The sequence below is a fragment of the Nonomuraea sp. NBC_00507 genome, from assembly GCF_036013525.1.
Taxonomy (GTDB): Bacteria; Actinomycetota; Actinomycetes; order Streptosporangiales; family Streptosporangiaceae; genus Nonomuraea.
On the sequence record NZ_CP107853.1, the window covers coordinates 2,106,311 to 2,122,629 of the forward strand.

General features: G+C 69.8%; 18 protein-coding genes. 9 read left to right on the forward strand and 9 right to left on the reverse strand.

Annotated features, from left to right (window positions below; all coding sequences use genetic code 11):
• Nucleotide 1 precedes the first annotated feature (1 nt).
• The gene (gene rfaE2 / locus OHA25_RS10755) at nt 2-1,447 is read right to left on the reverse strand and encodes a D-glycero-beta-D-manno-heptose 1-phosphate adenylyltransferase (RefSeq protein WP_327587417.1); all 1,446 of its coding nucleotides are present in this window, start codon (nt 1,445-1,447) and stop codon (nt 2-4) included.
• 69 nt (nt 1,448-1,516) lie between these two features.
• Here rfaE2 and OHA25_RS10760 point away from each other — a divergent pair, with 69 nt between their 5' ends.
• From OHA25_RS10760 to OHA25_RS10770, 3 genes are read left to right on the forward strand one after another with little or no spacing between them, the layout of a single operon-like run.
• Nucleotides 1,517-2,617, forward strand: coding sequence for a glycosyltransferase family 9 protein (locus OHA25_RS10760; protein ID WP_327587418.1), 1,101 nt, complete (start codon nt 1,517-1,519; stop codon nt 2,615-2,617).
• Complete coding sequence (locus OHA25_RS10765; protein WP_327587419.1) at nt 2,610-2,873, forward strand: hypothetical protein; 264 nt, start codon at nt 2,610-2,612, stop codon at nt 2,871-2,873. The genes OHA25_RS10760 and OHA25_RS10765 overlap by 8 nt, the downstream gene beginning before the upstream one ends.
• 28 nt (nt 2,874-2,901) lie before the next feature.
• A complete protein-coding gene (locus OHA25_RS10770) occupies nt 2,902-3,039 on the forward strand; it encodes a hypothetical protein (RefSeq protein ID WP_327587420.1) in 138 nt (45 codons plus the stop codon).
• 54 nt (nt 3,040-3,093) lie between these two features.
• On the opposite strand, the gene OHA25_RS10775 is transcribed toward OHA25_RS10770, so the two are convergent.
• From OHA25_RS10775 to OHA25_RS10785, 3 genes are all read right to left on the reverse strand, one after another.
• A complete protein-coding gene (locus OHA25_RS10775) occupies nt 3,094-4,239 on the reverse strand; it encodes a monooxygenase (RefSeq protein ID WP_327587421.1) in 1,146 nt (381 codons plus the stop codon).
• Nucleotides 4,240-4,336: 97 nt separating this feature from the next.
• Nucleotides 4,337-5,428: a sensor histidine kinase gene (locus OHA25_RS10780; RefSeq protein WP_327587422.1), complete on the reverse strand. Its 1,092-nt coding sequence runs from the start codon at nt 5,426-5,428 to the stop codon at nt 4,337-4,339.
• 55 nt (nt 5,429-5,483) lie between these two features.
• A complete protein-coding gene (locus OHA25_RS10785; protein ID WP_327587423.1) occupies nt 5,484-7,427 on the reverse strand; it encodes a family 10 glycosylhydrolase in 1,944 nt (647 codons plus the stop codon).
• A gap of 157 nt (nt 7,428-7,584) precedes the next feature.
• Between OHA25_RS10785 and OHA25_RS10790 the strand changes: the two genes are divergently transcribed.
• Nucleotides 7,585-9,099 (forward strand): golvesin C-terminal-like domain-containing protein, encoded by a 1,515-nt coding sequence (locus OHA25_RS10790; protein WP_327587424.1) that lies wholly within the window; start codon nt 7,585-7,587, stop codon nt 9,097-9,099.
• Between the two features lie 93 nt (nt 9,100-9,192).
• Here OHA25_RS10790 and OHA25_RS10795 read toward each other — a convergent pair whose 3' ends face one another.
• Complete coding sequence (locus OHA25_RS10795) at nt 9,193-10,185, reverse strand: ABC transporter substrate-binding protein (protein ID WP_327587425.1); 993 nt, start codon at nt 10,183-10,185, stop codon at nt 9,193-9,195.
• Nucleotides 10,186-10,250: 65 nt separating this feature from the next.
• Here OHA25_RS10795 and OHA25_RS10800 point away from each other — a divergent pair, with 65 nt between their 5' ends.
• A complete protein-coding gene (locus tag OHA25_RS10800) occupies nt 10,251-11,096 on the forward strand; it encodes a PhzF family phenazine biosynthesis protein (RefSeq protein ID WP_327587426.1) in 846 nt (281 codons plus the stop codon).
• A 9-nt stretch (nt 11,097-11,105) separates the two neighbouring features.
• Here the strand turns inward: OHA25_RS10800 and OHA25_RS10805 are convergent, their stop codons facing one another.
• Entirely contained in the window at nt 11,106-11,330 is a 225-nt protein-coding gene (locus OHA25_RS10805; protein WP_327587427.1) for a DUF397 domain-containing protein, read from the reverse strand.
• On the reverse strand, nt 11,317-12,111 hold the full coding sequence (locus OHA25_RS10810) for a helix-turn-helix domain-containing protein (protein ID WP_327587428.1): 795 nt from the start codon (nt 12,109-12,111) through the stop codon (nt 11,317-11,319). Before OHA25_RS10810 ends, OHA25_RS10805 begins: the two co-directional genes overlap by 14 nt.
• A 141-nt stretch (nt 12,112-12,252) precedes the next feature.
• Between OHA25_RS10810 and OHA25_RS10815 the strand changes: the two genes are divergently transcribed.
• The 3 genes from OHA25_RS10815 to OHA25_RS10825 all read left to right on the forward strand — a co-directional run bounded on the left by OHA25_RS10815 (nt 12,253) and on the right by OHA25_RS10825 (nt 13,710).
• On the forward strand, nt 12,253-12,726 hold the full coding sequence (locus tag OHA25_RS10815; RefSeq protein WP_327587429.1) for an ATP-binding protein: 474 nt from the start codon (nt 12,253-12,255) through the stop codon (nt 12,724-12,726).
• Nucleotides 12,723-12,944 (forward strand): hypothetical protein, encoded by a 222-nt coding sequence (locus OHA25_RS10820; protein ID WP_327587430.1) that lies wholly within the window; start codon nt 12,723-12,725, stop codon nt 12,942-12,944. Before OHA25_RS10815 ends, OHA25_RS10820 begins: the two co-directional genes overlap by 4 nt.
• A gap of 100 nt (nt 12,945-13,044) precedes the next feature.
• Nucleotides 13,045-13,710, forward strand: a complete 666-nt coding sequence (locus OHA25_RS10825; protein ID WP_327587431.1) for a hypothetical protein — start codon at nt 13,045-13,047, stop codon at nt 13,708-13,710.
• A 3-nt stretch (nt 13,711-13,713) separates the two neighbouring features.
• Here OHA25_RS10825 and OHA25_RS10830 read toward each other — a convergent pair whose 3' ends face one another.
• Together OHA25_RS10830 and OHA25_RS10835 are read right to left on the reverse strand one after the other, a co-directional pair.
• Nucleotides 13,714-14,472 carry an SDR family NAD(P)-dependent oxidoreductase gene (locus OHA25_RS10830; RefSeq protein WP_327587432.1) on the reverse strand — a complete coding sequence of 253 codons (759 nt, stop codon included), beginning with the start codon at nt 14,470-14,472 and terminating at the stop codon, nt 13,714-13,716.
• A gap of 19 nt (nt 14,473-14,491) precedes the next feature.
• Complete coding sequence (locus tag OHA25_RS10835) at nt 14,492-15,070, reverse strand: TetR/AcrR family transcriptional regulator (protein WP_327587433.1); 579 nt, start codon at nt 15,068-15,070, stop codon at nt 14,492-14,494.
• A gap of 870 nt (nt 15,071-15,940) precedes the next feature.
• Between OHA25_RS10835 and OHA25_RS10840 the strand changes: the two genes are divergently transcribed.
• Nucleotides 15,941-16,171, forward strand: coding sequence for a hypothetical protein (locus OHA25_RS10840; RefSeq protein ID WP_327587434.1), 231 nt, complete (start codon nt 15,941-15,943; stop codon nt 16,169-16,171).
• Nucleotides 16,172-16,319 lie beyond the last annotated feature (148 nt).

Consider the following 16,319-nt stretch of genomic DNA (forward strand, 5'->3'; position numbering starts at 1 on the left):
CTCACGCATCGGGCGGCAGGAGTCGCTCGGGCAACGATTTCACGCGGCCGATGATGGCGGTGGTCGAGCGGTCGGGAACGTAGCCGAGCACCCGCACCTCGCCGCCCAGCGCGCGCACCAGCGGCGCCTCCTCCAGCATTTCCGGTGTGTAGTCGCCGCCTTTGACATAGAGCTCGGGGCGGATCATTCTGAGCAGCCGCTCCGGGGTGTCCTCGTCGAATTCGACCACGTAGTCCACGTCGTTCAGCGCCGCGAGCACCGACATGCGGTCCTCACACGGGTTGACCGGCCGCCCCGAGCCCTTCAGCCGGGCCACGCTCGCGTCGCTGTTGACCGCCACCACCAGCACGTCGCCGAGCTGCCCCGCCTGCTCCAGATAGGTCACGTGCCCCCGGTGCAGCACGTCGAAGCAGCCGTTGGTGAACACGACCCGCTCGCCCCTGCGCCGGTGCTCATCCAGCAGCCGGGCCAGCCGCTCGGGAGTCTGCACCGCGCCCTCGCGGCGGCGCAGGGCATGCAGCAGGTCGTGCCGCGTGCAGATGGCGGTGCCCGAGCGGCGTACGACGACGCCGGCCGCGGCCTGGCCCGCCTGCGCCGCCTCCTCCGGCGACGCACCGTCCGCGAGCCAGAGCGCGAAGGCCGCGGTGTAGGTGTCGCCCGCGCCCGTGGTCATGTGCTGCGGCGCGGGCTGCGCGTAGGTCCGATACGGCGGGCAGCCGCTCCTGTGCAGCAGTGTGCCCTCGCCGTCGAGCGTGGTCACCACGATCTCGGCGCCGGTCAGCTCCAGCAGCCGGTCGCTGCGCGCCATCAGGTACGCCGGCCGGTCCACCTCTCCGTCCTCGTCGCCCAGCAGGCGTACGACCTCGGCGTAGTTGGGCAGCACCGCGGCCGGCGCGCACTCCCGCCACGACGCCACCGCGTGCGCGTCCACCACCAGCAGGGCGACCTCGGCGAGCGCCCGGCGCACCGCGGGCGTGCACACGCCGCCGCCGTAGTCGCAGGCCACCACCACATCGGCTCGGCCCACGGCCGCCGTCACCCGTCGCAGCAGCTCGCACTCGGCCTCCGCGGGGAGGACGTCGTGGTCCTCCTCGTCGTAGCGGGCCGTGAGCTGGCCGCTGGCGACCAGCCGCCGCTTGTGCGCGGTACGCCGCCCGGGCACGGTCACCAGGTCCGTCTCCACGCCGAGCAGGCGCAGCGACTGCACCAGCTCGTCACCGGGCGGGTCGTCGCCCACGACGCCGACGAGCCGGACGCGGGCCCCGAGCGCCACGAGGTTGGCCGCCGTGTTGGCGGCGCCGCCCGGCGCGTTCTCGGTCGCCTCCAGGCTCATCACGGGCACCGGAGCCTCCTGAGCCAGCCGTTTCGCCGAGCCGAGCAGCCACGAGTCCAGCATGACGTCGCCCACGACCACGGCGTTGACGGTCTTCTCGTTCGCGGTGCCCATGAGGAGCGAGTACCTGTGAAAGCTCTGCTCAAACCCATGAGGCTGAACCCCGCGCCAGGTATGGAGGGGATGTCCTGGGGTAGCCGGGCGGCTATGCACGGCTGCTCGGACCTGGTCGACGGCGTGGAGCGGATCGCGGTGCTGAGAGCCAACGCGATCGGCGACTACCTGCTGGCCGTGCCGGCGTTGGAGGCGCTCAAGCGGGCCTACCCCGGTGCCCGGCTGACCCTGCTCGGCACCGCCTGGCACGCCGAGTTCCTCACCGGGCGGCCAGGGCCCGTGGACGACGTGGTGGCGCTGCCGCCGATCTCGGGCGTCTCGACGTCGGAACGCGGGCACCCGGCGCCCGACGAGCTCTGCGAGCGGCTGCGGGAGCGCGGTTTCGACCTGGCGGTGCAGATCCACGGCGGTGGCCGGTTCTCCAACCCGTTCATCCGGCGGCTGGGGGCGCGGGTGACGGCCGGACTGCGGGCGCCGGACGCCGAGGGGCTCGACCGCTGGGTGCCGTACACGGACTACCACCACGAGACGCTGCGTTTCCTGCAGGTCGCCGCCCTGGTCAGTGGGGTCGCGGACGGGCTGGAGCCCCGCCTGGCGGTCACCGGCGAGGACCGGGGCGAGCTGGCTCGCGTCTTCGGCGAACCGCCGCCGGGGCTGGTCGCCGTGCACCCGGGGGCGAACGATCCGCGCCGCCGGTGGCCGGTGGAGCGCTTCGCCGCCGTCGCCGACCGGCTCGACCGGCCCGTCGTCGTCACGGGCACGGACAAGGAGCGGGACCTGGTGGAGGGCGTGGTGGCCGCCATGCGCCGCCCGGCCATCCCCGCCGTGGGCACGTTCGGCCTCGGCGGGCTGGCCGCGCTCTACGAGCGCTGCGACCTGGTGATCGCCAACGACACCGGCCCCCGGCACCTGGCCGCCGCCGTCGGCACGCCCACGGTCGCCATTTACTGGTGCGGCAACCTCATCAACCACGGGCCGATGTCCAGGACCCGGCACCGGCCGCTGATCTCGTGGACCACGGCGTGTCCGGTGTGCGGCGCCGGCGGCGTGGACCCGCGGGCGGAGCGTTGCCCGCATGACCCGTCGTGGGTGATCGACGTATCCGTGGGCATGGTGATGGAACAGATCAGAGACTTGCTCACGGTGGAGGGGAGATGTGGACATGAGTGATCACGCAGTGCTTGACGAGCTGCGGCAGGCCATCGACGAGGCGTTCGGCGAGCGTGACCGGGTCGCGATCCGGGAGGTGTACGCGGCGGCGTCCGAACACGTGAACCTGCCCGCCGACCTGCTCGCGCACCTCAACGAGCTGCCCGAGGGCGCCTACAGTCGGCAGGAAGTGACCGAGGCGATCAACGACGTCATCCGGCGCCGGGGTGAGCAGGACAGCCTGGGGCTGCTGGATTCTCCGGATTCAGGCGCATAGCGAGGCGGCGGCGCGGCGTCCCGCACTCATGCGGCTCCGGTTCCTGCTCGCCGGTGGCGATCAGCACGCGGCCGAGGACCTGGTGCAGAGCGCGCGACCGCCACCACACCCTGACCGGGTGTTCTACAGCCTCGACGGTGAGCCACGGGACGCGCCCGACGGCTAGCGGTACGTGGGCTAAGGCGGTGCTGGTGCGGTTCCTCTCGGTGGTCTACGGGTCCTAGGCGAGGGACACAATGGCGATGCCGAGGCACATCTCGTCGCTGGTGCCGTCGCCCCACACCACGTACCGGGGCGGCTGCTTCTGGAGTTGCGGCAGCAGGGCGCGCAGGCCGGCGTCGTGGGTGCAGGTCACCCGGACGACGTCGCCCTTCTTGAGCTGGACGGGCTTGGGGAGTACGCGCAGCGACTGGTCGTCGAAGTTGTAATCGGGGACGTCCAGCAGTGTGCGGGCCCCGGGCGCGCCGGGGTTGAGCTCGACCTTGATGGCGCGGCCGAGCAGGTGCATGTGGCCGGCCAGGGCGTGGACGGTGGCGGGGCCCCCGATGGGCAGGTCGCAGTGCTGCGTGGGGCCCGGCTCGGCCGGGCGGCAGAACTCGGCGAGTTCGGTCAGCTGGTCCTCGATCTCCTTGCCGAACCTGCCGATGACGTCCTTCACCGCGGCGGCCCGGTCGCACAGCGGGCCCGACTCCTTCGGCGTGCAGGGCAGCTCGACCGGGGCGGGGAACAGCGCGGTCTCGAGCGGCGTCAGCGACTGCTCGGTGAGGCGCAGCCGGATCCCGGAACGGTCGGTGCCCGGCTTGCCCGCCACGCCCAGCAGGTTGTAGTGAACCTGCATGACGAGCCGGCTGCCCGGCGGCAGCTCGTATCCGTACTTCGCGTCGAGGAGCGTCTCGTTCGTTCCGGGCGCCCAGTGGGCCACCCATGACGCATTGTCGACGCCCGAGTCGCCGAAGCAGGTGTAGCCCGGGCCCGGGGTGGCGGCGTCGAGCTCGCGGGCCTTCGCGGCCTGCTCGGGGTTGAGCCTGAAGAAGATGGCGTGGTGGACGAGGTCGGTGTTCTGGGGCTGGAACTGGGCGCCGGTCAGGAACATCCGGTTTGCCAGCTTCGGGTCGATGAGGAAACACCGGTAGTCGTCCGTGCCGCCGTTGGGCGGGCCCGGCGTGTACGGCTCCTCCATCGTCAGAGAGACGAACCGCTCGCCGGCCCGGAGCGGGGAGGCCGTGGGCGTGGATGTGGTGCTGTGGCCGGAATGACTCGAGTGCCCGCCAGCCGCCGGGGTCGTGGCGGTGGTGGTGGACGCGCCACACGAGGCGAGCAGGACGGCCACGACGAGGACGGCGGCCGTCCGGGCTAGTCGGTTCATGGAAATCACACTGGCCTGGCCGGAGCCGCCGGGCATCCTTCCCCGGAACCCTTTTGCTCCTTCGTTGGGATGACGTCGCCCATCAGACCGTGGTCCGTCAGGGCGGCGAGATGGGGAGGGTGGCCTCGACGTGGAAGCCGCCGTCCACCACCGGACCGGCCTCCAGCGTGCCGCCGGCCAGCTCGACCCACTGCCGCACGTCGTGCAGACCACCCACGTCCGTCCAGCCGAACGCGGTCGCCTCCTTGTCCGGCGGCGTGTTCTGCACGCTGATCCGCACGACGCCCGCGAGGTAGCGGACCTCCACCCGGGCGTCCGCGCCGGGCGCGTGGTCGCGGACGTTCGCCAGGGCCTCCTGGACCACCCGGTACGCCGTCCGCCCCACCGCGCCGGAGACGGGCACCGGCGTCCCGCTCACCACCAGCTCCACGGGCACCCCCGCGCAGGCGGACTCCGAGGTCAGCGAGCGCAGGTCGGGCAGCGGCAGCCCCACATCGAACCCCTCCCCGGTGCCGCGCCGCAACAACGCCACCATGTGACGCAGCTCCTCCAGCGCCTCGCCGGCCGTGGCGCGCAGCTCCTCCGCCGCCGCCCGGCCGCGCTCGTCGGCCGAGGCCGCCGCCAGGGCCCCGGCCTGCAGCACCATCCGGCTGACGCGGTGGGTGACGACGTCGTGGATCTCGCCGGCCAGCCGCTCGCGTTCCACCCACTCGGCGCGTTCGGCCAGCACCCGCTCCAGCCGTGACCTGATCTCCGTGTACAGGCCGTACAGCACCGCCAGCGCGATCACCACCTCGGTACGCAGGACGAGGGGTGCGGCGGCCGGCCACCCGGCGAGCAGTGACACGGCCAGGGCAAGCGTGATCACCGGCAGCCACCGCAGGGTGCGGCGATGCCTGGCGAACCGCATCGCCGCATACCCGGCGAACGCGCACGACGGCGGCCACACCAGCACGTCGTACAGCGGCGGCACGACGGACGGGGCCAGCACGCACAGCACGGGCAGCGCGACCGCTGTGCCCGCGCAGATCCACGCCACGGTGAGCGGCGCGCGGCGCATCCACAACACCGGCAGCGCGGTGGCCAGAAGGATCGGCAGAAGCGGGCCCGCGGAGTCGATCGCCAGCGTCAATCCTGCCGCGACCAGGACCGCGACCACGTCGGCAGGCCGCGGACGGGCACCGTCCACCGGCTCATCGTACGATCGCCGCCCCGGCCTGCCCAGCCTCCTCAATGCCCCGGCATCAGAGCTTGGTGATGCGGACGGCGTCCGCGATGACGTACCCGGTCGTGGAGGTCCAGCGGCTCACGCCGACCACGTTGTACGTGCCCGCGTTGAGGGAGAACGTGCCGATGCTGCGCCATGCACCGCCCCCCGACCGCTGATCAACGGTGACCGTCTGGTTGCCTCCCGACGCGGCCACGATGTGCGGCGACGCGCTGTTGTAACCGGCGTTGGCCGGATGCCACACCTCCACCCGGTAGTCGCCCGCGCTCGGAATCGAAGCCTGGAACCAGGCGGGATCGCTGGCCGCGACCGGGTCGGCGAACCGGTAGTCGCTGCCGTGCACCTGCGTGGAGTACGTGGAGGTCCCCCAGTTGGCACTGGCCGTGAAGCCGGACCCGGCGTTGTCGATCACCACGCTGTACCCCGAGCCGCCGGAGGCGACCCGGCCGGCGCTGGGCGCGCTCTCCTGGTGCGTCCTGTTGAGCGCGGTCACGTAGTAGGTCTGCGTCCCGCCGGCGGTCGGGTCGGTGAAGGTGGTCTTCCTGGTAGTGGTGATCAGGTTGCGGGCGTCGGCGAAGAAGCACGGGTCGGCGGCCGACGGGGAGCCGGCGACGCGGTAGACGGCGTACGAGGTGCCCGAGCCGCTCCAGGTCAGCTGGACGCCGTTCGCCCCTTGGGTGGCGGAGGTGATGACCGGTGCGGCGGGGGCGGCGGCCGAGCCGCGGGCGGGATGCAGCGCGGGCTTGGTGTAGTGGGCGTTGACGAGCCTGGTGATCGCGCCGATCCGGTCGGCCTTGACGTCCTTGGCGCTGAAGTAGACGTCGCCGACGACCTCGGGATGTTTCCTGTTGTCGGTGAGGTGGTCGCTGAGCTCGGCCGGGTCCTGCCAGGCGGCGTCCTGGCCGGAGGCGCCGGCGCGGTAGGCGGCCTGGCCGACGACGAGCTGCACGCCGGTGTCGCGGACGACGTCGGACCACCAGGCGGTGAGCACCTCGTAGGCGGCGGTGGAGAAGCCGATGTGCCAGTAGATCTGCGGCGCGATGTAGTCGACCCAGCCCTGCTTCACCCACTGCCGGCTGTCGGCGTAGATGGAGTCGTACGACTGCAGCCCCGAGGTGCGCGAGCCGAGCGGGTCGGTGCCGGAGTTGCGCCAGATGCCGAACGGGCTGATCCCGAAGGACACGTGCGGTTTGGCGGCGTGGATGCGCTGGTCGAGCTCACGGACGAGGAGGTTGACGTTGTTGCGCCGCCAGTCGGCGATGTTGCCGAACGAGCCGCCGTACTGCTGGTAGGTGGCCGTGTCCGGAATGCTCTGGCCACTGACCGGATAGGGGTAGAAGTAGTCGTCGAGGTGCACACCGTCGAGGTCGTAACGCGAGACGGCGTCCATGATCGCGTCTTCGATGAAGTCGCGTACCGTCGGGATGCCCGGGTTGTAGTAGAGCTTGCCGCCGTAGGCGAAACGCCAGGACGGATTCTGCCGCGCCGGGTGCGTGGAGACGAGCCTGGTCGGGTCGTCGTGGTTGGCGATCCGGTACGGGTTGAACCAGGCATGGAACTCCAGGTTGCGGGCGTGGGCCTCGTTGACCATGAAGGCCAGCGGGTCGTACCCCGGGTTGCCGCCCTGAGTGCCGGTCAGCCACTGCGACCACGGCTCGTACGGCGACGGCCAGAACGCGTCGGCCGTCGGTCTGACCTGCACGACCACGGCGTTCATCCGTTTAGCGACGGCCAGGTCCAGCCAGGCGCGGAATTCGGCCTGCTGCGCCGCCGCGCTCAGTCCGGTTCGGCTGGGCCAGTCGATGTTCGCGACAGACGAGATCCACATGGCCCTGAGCTGGCGTTTGGGGGTGGCGGGATCGATCGTGCAGGCGGCTGCGGCTGCGGAGGCGGCGGGAGTGACGATGCTGACGAGTGCGGCGGTGAGCGCCGCTAAGACGGTACGCAGAAGCGCGGTCACGAAGGGAAGTTTCAAGGCTGTGAGACTAAAGCGCAATAGTCTTCACAAAAGCTGTGGGCGGAAAGTTTCACCTAACTCCTAAGTAATGTCAATTATCGACATCAGTCAGGACATGCCATACGTTGCTCCCGTCACCCTTGTGTAACGAGGAGCACCCATGACTCTCGCCCGCACGCGATTAGCAGCCCTGGCCACCTCGATTCTCGCCGTCCTCCTCATCGCCGCAGGCCAGCCCACCCTGGCCGCGGCCAAGGAGGCCCCGCTGCCCGCCGCCTTCGCCAAGGCGGCGGCCGAGTACGGCGTGCCGCGCGACCTGCTCGTCGCGCTCGCCTATGCCGAGACCCACCTCGACGGCCACAACGGCGAGCCCAGCGCCAGCGCCGGCTACGGCTTGATGCACCTGGTCAGCAACCCGACCAACCATTCGCTCGAGAAGGCCGCCGAGCTCACCAAGCTCCCGGCCGAGAAGCTGCGCAAGGACGACGAGGCCAACATCCTCGGCGGCGCGGCAGTCCTGCGCTCCCACGCCGACGCGCTGGGCCTCGACGAGACCGCCAGGAAGGACCTCGGCCGCTGGTACAAGGCCGTCGCCAAGTACGGCAACGCCTCCTCGCCCGAGCTGGCCCGCCTGTACGCCGACGCCGTGTACGAGCAGCTCGGCCTCGGCATCGACGCCCGCGGCGTGCAGGTCAAGCCGCAGGAGGTCACCGCCGACCGCGGCGACCTGGCCACGGCCCGCGACCTGAACGCGCAGGCCGAGGTCGCCAGCCCCGACTACCCGCCGGCCGCCTGGGTGCCGGCCAACTCCGGCAACTACCGCGTCGCCAACCGCGAGTCCGACTACAACATCGACCGCGTGATCATCCACGTGACCCAAGGCTCCTACGCCGGGACCATCTCCTGGTTCCAGAACCCCAGCTCCAACGTCTCGTCGCACTACGTGGTCAAGTCCTCCAACGGCGCCATCACCCAGATGGTGCGTGACAAGGACGTCGCCTGGCACGCGGGGAACTCGACCTACAACAACCGGTCCATCGGGATCGAGCACGAGGGCTTCGTCAATGACGCCTCGTGGTTCACCGACGCGATGTACCGGGCCTCCGCGGCCCTGACCAAGGCCATGTGCGACAAGTACGGCATCCCCAAGACCAGGACCGGCATCATCGGCCACAACGAGGTGCCCGGCGCGACCCACACAGACCCGGGCCCGCACTGGAACTGGACCACGTACATGAACTACGTGACCGGTGGCGGCACCCCGTCGTGGACGACGACCGTCGACAACACCACGGCCGGTCAGTTCACCGCCAGCGCCAACTGGGGCACCTCCACCTACTCCAGCCAGCGCTACGGCGCCGACTACCGCTTCGCCGACCCGGTCGCCGCCAGCGACCCGGCGTGGTACTCGGCGACGATCCCCAGCGCCGGCACGTACCGGGTCGAGGTCTGGCATCCGGCTGATCCCGGGTACAGCAGCTCGGCGCCGTACATCGTGGCGGCCTCGGGCGGCAACCAGACCGTGTACGTCGACCAGCGCTCGGGCGGCGGGACGTGGCGCAGCATCGGCACGTTCTCCCTCAACGCGGGCACGTACAACGTGGTCGGCGTGAGCCGCTGGACCTCCGGTACGGGCCTCGTCATCGCCGACGCGGTCCGCATCAGCCGGCTCTGACACCTTCGCACGGCCCGCGCCCGCCTCAGCGGGTGCGGGCCCTACCCTTCGTACGGCCCGCGCCGCCCAGCGGGCGCGGGCCCTGCCCTTCGCTCAGCCCACGGCAACAGGCCCATCGGCCTCCCACCGGGTGAGCACCGCCCGATGGCCGACCTGGAGGCCGGTGCGCGGGTCGATCGCGAAGGCGCCGAACAACGTGCTGGTCTCCAGCGCGCCGGCGACCGCCCACACGTCCTCACGCTCAGCGCTTCCCGCCTCGGCGGCGCAGTGGGTCGCGATGATCGCGGCAGCGGCGGCCTGGACGGCGGGATAGTCGGGCAGGACCCCGGCCTGCTCCCGATAGGCCTCGACGAAATCCCGCTCGCCCATCCCGATGGCGGCCTCGCCACCGCTCCCAGGGAACCATTGCCCGACCCCGTAGATCCCTCGAGGGTCGTCCACGGCCTCGCCGAACTCCCGCACGCCCGCTGCCACGGCACAAACGACCCGCGGACTCCCGGCCCGCCCGATCACCTCGACGTCCTCGTCAAACGACCCAGCACAGAGCAGATTCCACGAGCCGCCCTCCGGAAGAGCATCCCCGGGCCCGACACGGATCACCGGAATGCCGAGCTCATCCGCGCACGCCTGAGCCCCCGCCGCCACCTGCCGGCCGAAGCTCCCCTTGCCCTCGGCGATCCACAGCGGGTCCCGATTGCCCAGGCGCCGCACGAAGGGCTGGGCATACCGGCTCGTGGGCGTAAGGACCGAGACGACATGTCCGGGATGAGCCGCTTCCACGTCGTCACCTGAACCCCCGTGATTCCAGATCAGCCGGTCCAGTTCCACGGCGATCCGGCCCGCCCGGCGCATGAGCCGAGTGGAGTACGGCCCCAGAAGGAGGTCACACCGCGACGACAGCCGGCGGAGCATGCCCTCCAGCACCTCCGGGTCGCTCCGGTCATCCTCGACGATCAACTCCATGGACGGGTTGAAACCTCGCCAGATGTCGAGCCCCAGCCCGACCTGCTCACCAAATCGGGCGTACTTTCCAGACAGGGACAGGGGCACTCCGATCCGGAGTCGTCGGTCGGCGGCGTTCGGCACACCACCAGCCTGACATCATCGACCTCGGCGTTTGTTCAGGGGGCACCGGGCGCGATGATGGTCGGGTGACCGAAGTCCTGAGATACACCGCCTTCACCACCGCTCCCTCCGGAGGCAACCCCGCCGGAGTGGTCTTGGACGCCCACGGGTTGTCGGACGCGGAGATGCTCACCATCGCCGCCGACGTCGGCTACTCCGAGACGGCCTTCCTCTTCCCCACGGGAGAGCGCCAGTACCGGATTCAATACTTCAGCCCGCTGGCCGAGGTCGCCTTCTGCGGTCACGCGACGATCGCGACCTCGGTCGCGCTGGGCGAGCGGATCGGGCCAGGAACCGTGCACCTCTCCACCCAGGTAGGACCAGTCCCGGTGGAGATCGTCGCAGACCCGGCCGGTGGCCTCACCGCCACCTTGACGAGTCCGCCCACCTCCACCCGCCCGGCCTCTGACGAGGAGGTACGGCCGGCGCTCGCCGCGCTGGGCTGGTCGGCCGACGACCTGGACCCCGCCTACCCAGCGCACATCGCCAACGCCGGCAACGACCATCTCGTCCTGCCCGCGGCCTCCCGGGACCGCCTGGCCGACCTCGACTACGACTTCGACGCCCTCGGCAAGATCATGGCAGAGCTGGGCTGGACCACCGTCCATCTCTTCTGGGCCGAATCCCCCACTGTCTTCCACGCCCGCAACCCGTTCCCGCCCGGCGGCGTGGTCGAGGACCCGGCCACCGGCGCGGCGGCGGCCGCCTTCACCGGCTACCTACGCGCTCTGGGACACCTCGAAGACGGCGCGGTCACCATTCATCAGGGCGTCGACATGGGGCGACCCAGCCTCCTGACGTGCACCGCGATTCCCGGCGACACCCGCGTCAAGGTCTCCGGCACCGCAGTGCCCATCCCGCCCATCCCGTAGCGGACGCGATTAGAAGTCGAATTCTCCGAGCTTCGCGCCGCCCACGAAGGCACGGAAGACGCTGCCCCGAAGGATCATCGGTGAGACGTCGGGCTGCTCGGAGTCACGGATCGCGTATTGGTCGCCGCTCAGCTTGGCCGCGTAGAGGCAGTCCCCTCCGTCCGGGCCAGAGAGCGTGGACTTGGTCCACAGCGCGGTCTCCAGCTCAGCACGCAGCTCGTTACTGATCTTCATACCTTGCCGCCACCTCACGCACTAGTCGCTGGCTCACGTGTATAGGATGCGCCCATTTGTGAATTGCGTCGTATATGACGTTAACCCGCCTTACCGTCTCCTCGCGAGCGGAAATAGCGCCCTGCGCGGAGGCATCAATGCTGACGTGATCCGGCATGCCGTCACCCTGAGCAAGCGCGAAGCCTCCGAGCACACCTGCCGTCGCGCCGACTTCCAGCGGCACGATCTGGAACGAGATGTTGGGTCGCTCGGCCATCCGCAGCAGGTGCTCTAGCTGCTCGCGCATCACGTCGTTCCCCCCGACGGGCCGGAGAAGAACGCATTCGTCGAGCAGCGCCCAGTACATGGGCGGGTCTATGCGTTCGAATACGGATTGCCGCCGGAGTCGTGTCTCGACGGCCTCTTCGATCCACTGCTCAGTGGCCCATGGTGCGACCGACAGGATGGCCCGCGCATAGCGAGCCGTCTGGAGGAGTCCCGGGATCACGAGCGGTTGCCAGGTCCGGATCGTGTGCGCCTTCTCCTCGGCCTTCGGCCACTCGCTGAACCACTTCGGAGTGGACATGACCGTCGTGTTGGGCAGGAGCCCGTAGAGCTCTCCGTTCAGCCCCAGAACCGCTTCTGCCGCCAGGGTGAACTTCTTGCCCGGCCTGCGCTTGCCCCGCTCGATCAGGCCGACCAGGCTCTCGCTGCATGAGAGCAGCTCGCCCAGCGCCGTTTGCGACAGTCCGGCCGCGTTGCGCGCCTTCTTCAGTACCTCGCCGTACACCTCTGTCGTCATGCCATGCCCTTTCACAGGACCCCGACAAGCGCCAGCACGTCTGTCCGGAAACGGACCGTGACGAGCCGATTACAAGGTAGCCCCGAAGCGTCACCCTGGGGAGTGTTTCCGGACACATGCTCAGCCAATTGTCAGAGCCAAATGGCCGCACAACAGAACAAAGTCGGTGATTTTGTGCGAGCAGGAACCACACCAACGGAGCTGCCAGATGTCGTCCTATGGCGCAGTACGACACTGCGCCGAAACGACAGGACGGCATGGCAGGCACGGCAGGCGACCGGACTATGGCTGGCCGACAGCCATCCATCGCTCCGATCCGACGCACTCCAGATCGTCGCCGAACTGGTGGCCAACGTCATCCAGCACGTGCCTGCGGGCCGGCGGCGCGACTGGCTGAAGGTACGGCTGGGCTTCGGTGACGGCTTCATCCGCCTTGAGGTGACCGACCCGGGCACTCCGGCACCGGAGCCGCGGTTCGTTCCGCACCAGGTGGACCCCATGGGGGAAACAGGACGCGGCCTCGGCATCGTGGCCCGGCTGAGCATCCGATGCGGAACGCATGTCATCGAGCACGGCCATCGCGTCGTCTGGGCAGACATCACCGTAGGTGCGTGATGGCCGTAACGGCGGCGCGGCGATTCCCCGGCTGGGACATCGTCGATGGCGCTGGGGGCGGCTACATCGCAGTCCGTAAAGTCCGAGTGCCGGAGACCAGCGGGCTCTCCAACGTACGGTGCGGCGCGACTCTGCCCGAACTGTACGAGCACTTGGAGGAGGAAATGCACCGCCAAGAACGGGAGTCTCCGGCCAGGAAATTGCCCGGCGCGGCATAACGGATAGGGTGTGGCGAAAAACGGAGATCGGCTTGCCGCGATTAGCGTTAATGGCCTGGCTGGGGGCCCTGTCCGCCGCCGCCTTCCCGACATGGGATTTATGGAGGGTCCGCTTCGAGGAGGCGCCGTCTTTCTTTGCGGCGGTTTCGACCCCTACTACGAGAGCGTGTGGGACTGGCTGTTCCTGCCGTTCCTCCTGCCCCTTCGCGGTGACCTCAACGCGCTCCATGGCTTCACCCTGACTTGGGCGGTCCCGGCCATCGTGGTGCTGGTCTGCTTCGCCCGCTGGCACTCGGCCGTCGCGGGACGGCGAGCAGCGGGGATCCTCACGTTCTTCGCGGTGCTCGGGCCGCTCGCCTGGCCGTATTTCGACCTTGAAGCCTGTGCCACCGTCCCTCTGCTCAGCGCCCAGTGGTGGGCGGAGATGATCGATATATGGGGGACGACAGAGTTGTCGCTCCTGATGGCCGCCGCGCTCGTGCTGCTCGCGACGCAGGGGCTGGGTCCGGCCGAGGAGTCGCCCACCGCGCCGGTCAGCCTGGTGGCGCGCCGGTCGGCGGCATTCGTGATCGACTACTGGGTCGTCGTGGTGTGCGTCACCCTTATCGCGCAGCCGTTCCCGGACTTCCTCGAATACGGCCTGTCGGACTGGCTCCGCTTCGACAAGATCGCCGAGGAGCCCCTGCGACTGCTGGTCCCCGCGGCGCTGATCCTCTACGTCCTGCCGAGGCGGACGCTCGGAATCTGGCTCACGAGACTGCGATGAAGGTCAGGCGGTGGCGCCGCCATCGATCACGTGGTCCTGACCGACGACGAAGCTCGACTCCGGGGACGACAGCCACAGCACGGCGGCCGCGATCTCCTCGGGGGCGGCGACCCGGCCGATCGGCAGCGCGCTGCGCAGGCGCTCGTCCCGTTGCTCACGCGTCTCCCCCGGTCGGATGGACATCGGCGAGTCGATCGGCCCGGGGCTGACGGCGTTGACGCGGACGCCGTCGGCGATGTGGTCACGGGCGGCGGTGCGGGTCAGGTGGCTCACGGCGGCCTTCGACGCCGCGTATGCCGCCGCGCCCGGGAGGCGCCAGTGCGCGCCCACGTTGGAGGCGACGTTGACGATCGCGCCGCCGCCGTGCGCGCGCATATGGGCGATCTCATGCTTCATCGACAGGAACACGCCCTTCAGGTTCACGGCCAGCACGTCGTCCCAGACGTCCTCGTCGTAGTCGGCCACGGGCGCCAGCATGCCGAAGACACCGGCGGCGTTGCAGGCCACGTCGAGGCCGCCGTAACGGGAGACGGCGGCGGCCACCATGGCGGCGGTCTCGGATGACCTGGTGACGTCGCCGGCGAACGAGCTCGCCCGTCCTCCGTCGTCCTCGATCCCCTTCACGAGCCCGGCCAGCCGGGCCGTGTCACGCCCCACGGCCAGCACGGCGGCGCCCTCCTCCGCGTACGCACGCGCGACCGCCCCGCCCACCACCCCGGTAGCGCCGGTGACGAGAGTGACCTTGCCCGTAAAACGCCCCATAATTCCATACCAATCGTTCTTAAATTTGGACAGCCGTCATGGCCTGATCGACCGCGTCACGAAGCCGGCGCGGGTCCGGATCGGCCCGGCCGAGCACCCTGATGCCCTGCAGCAGCACGAGCAGGAGCCTGGCCAGCGCGTGCGGGTCCTTGCCCGCCGGGATCTCCCCCTGCGCGCGGGCCCTGACGAGCGCGGCGGCCATGGCCGTCTCCAGCTCCGTCCAGCTCGCCGCCACCTTCCGCGAGACCACCGCGTCGCGGGAGCCGAACTCGACGGCCGTGTTGACCACCATGCAGCCCCGCCGCAGCTCATCGGCCAGGCATTCCGCGACGTACGCGTCGAGGAAGGCGCGCAGCGCGGGCAGCGCGCGCCCCGGCTGGGACAGCGGCGAGACCACGTCGCGCCGCGCCAGGTAGAGTTCCAGCGCCTTCAGGTAGAGCTCGCGCTTGCCACCGAAGGTCCCGTAGATGCTGGCTCGCGCGATGCCCAGGTGCTCCACGAGGTCCGCCATCGACGTCCCTTCGTAGCCGCGCTCCCAGAACATCTCCAGCGCCTTCTCTAGCGCGGCCTCTGGGTCGAACTCCTTGCTCCGTGCCACGTCGGCAACGCTAACACTATCGAGAACGATCGGTCAAAAATGCCTTCTTCACGGTCCCGCCCGAGATCGCCCAGCGCCGAGCGGACGGGTAGACGAGCCGCGCCAGCGCGCACTGTCGCGTGGTAGATGTCGGTGCTTCGTGCACGACATCTTCCGTGGGGTGTCCTGCACGTCGCCGGTGTAGCGGGAATCTGCGGGGACGGAGACGCGAAGGGATGAGGCCCCCAACGCTGCGGCTCAGGCGACATCCGGCGCCTTCGGGTTCCTATGGCACAGTTTCACTGTGCCGTTTGACGATCTGCCGGACTGGCTACCGGCGTGGTGTCTGGACCATCTCGGGGACCAACCCGCCGACGTGCTGTTCCGACAACAATCGGTGTCGACGGTGTTCGGTCTCCGGTTGGCCGGCGGTACGGACGTCGTGGTCAAGGCCCGCGGCGACGACGGCCGGGCGGGGTCATGTGTTACAGCGCAGGCCCGGCTGGCCGAGAACGGGTTCCCTTGCGCCCGTCCACTCACGCCGGTCGTCGGTGTCGGTCCCCTGGCCGTGCACGCGGAGGAATTCCGCCCTGGAGGAGAGGTGTTGCGCGGAGACGCGCCGGACATCGCTGTGCGCTACGCAGAGGTCTTCGCCCGGCTGATGACCGCACTGGCGGACCTCGCCGTCACGCCGCCGCTGCCGAATCCGCGCTGGGTGCGGTGGGATCACACGGATCCCGGGCTGTGGCCGTCGATCGAGTCACTCGACGAAAAGGACCACACAACCTCCGGTGGCACGACCAACAGGTGTGGACGGTGCACGACTGGGACAGCCTGGCATGGCAACCGGAAGCTGCCCTGGTGGGAGCCGCGAGTGCAGTATTCCCCAAGATGGGACCGGCTACCCTGCCGCCGATCGAAAGTACCGAGGCGTTCCTGGCCGCCTATCAGGACTCTCGGGCCCGCTTGTTCACCGCCGAAGAGCAGCAGATCGCGTGGGCGGCCAGCCTGTGGCCGGCAGCCCACGACATCCGATGGGAAGCACTCCACGGCTACACCGCAGTGTCCGGCAAGGCACTCTGGACACAAGCGGCCGAACGCCTCCACCGAGCGAACGCCTGAGGCATCGCGGTTCACGCCACGCTCATGCCTCCAGAAGCGCAGCGGGACGAGCCCTTTGCGCAACACCTGGCGCAGGGTTGCCGTTGGCGTCACCGGCGCTTGACCTGCATGTCCCGTCGGCCTTCCCGGCGTCCAGCGGCGTGGTCAG